This is a genomic window from Cyclobacterium jeungdonense (assembly GCF_010994275.1).
GTDB classification, from domain to species: domain Bacteria; phylum Bacteroidota; class Bacteroidia; order Cytophagales; family Cyclobacteriaceae; genus Cyclobacterium; species Cyclobacterium jeungdonense.
Window position 1 is genome coordinate 1 of record NZ_WMCD01000031.1, and the last position, 829, is coordinate 829.

The 829-nt window shown below is 50.7% G+C and carries 2 tRNA genes and 1 rRNA gene; all 3 read right to left on the bottom strand.

Going from position 1 to position 829, the window contains the following annotated elements:
- Positions 1 to 157: 157 nt before the first annotated feature.
- Positions 158 to 231: transfer RNA gene (locus GKS34_RS23175), tRNA-Ala, on the bottom strand.
- A gap of 99 nt (positions 232 to 330) precedes the next feature.
- Positions 331 to 404: transfer RNA gene (locus tag GKS34_RS23180), tRNA-Ile, on the bottom strand.
- 58 nt (positions 405 to 462) lie between these two features.
- Positions 463 to 829 (bottom strand): 16S ribosomal RNA (locus GKS34_RS23185); the annotation flags it as partial.

The following is an 829-nucleotide window of genomic DNA, read 5'->3' on the forward strand; positions in this document are numbered from 1 at the left end:
GGTATTTCCAGCTTACTACTACTCACGTAGCAATAAACTCATTGCATTCTCCGCTCAACATGTCAATGAACTTTTGATCCCACTTATGTGATCAATGGTTATTCAATTTTGAATAATAGACTAATGAACCGTATGTCCATCTAAATAAATTTTTTAGTGGAGGATAACGGATTCGAACCGTTGACCCCCTGCGTGCAAGGCAGGTGCTCTAGCCAGCTGAGCTAATCCCCCTGGTAGTAATTCTAATGGGTTCGAACCGCTGACCCTCCCGATTCTAGTCGGAATACTCTAGCCAGCTGAGCTAATCTCCCTTTAGGTAACCAAATAAAGTGGGCCTGCGTGGACTCGAACCACGGACCTCTACATTATCAGTGTAGCGCTCTAACCACCTGAGCTACAGGCCCCTATAATACATAAATCAATGAAGTAGCAGGTAAGACAGAAAAATAATCCTGATTCCAGAAAGGAGGTGTTCCAGCCGCACCTTCCGGTACGGCTACCTTGTTACGACTTAGCCCCAGTTACCGGTTCTACCCTAAACGGCTCCTTGCGGTTACCGGCTTCAGGTCTACCCGACTTCCATGGCTTGACGGGCGGTGTGTACAAGGTCCGGGAACGTATTCACCGCGCCGTGGCTGATGCGCGATTACTAGCGATTCCAGCTTCACGGGGCCGGGTTGCAGGCCCCGATCCGAACTGAGACGCACTTTTAGAGGTTGGCATCCTGTTGCCAGGTAGCTACCCGCTGTATGCGCCATTGTAGCACGTGTGTCGCCCCGGGCGTAAGGGCCATGATGACTTGACGTCGTCCCCTCCTTCCTCTCCGCTT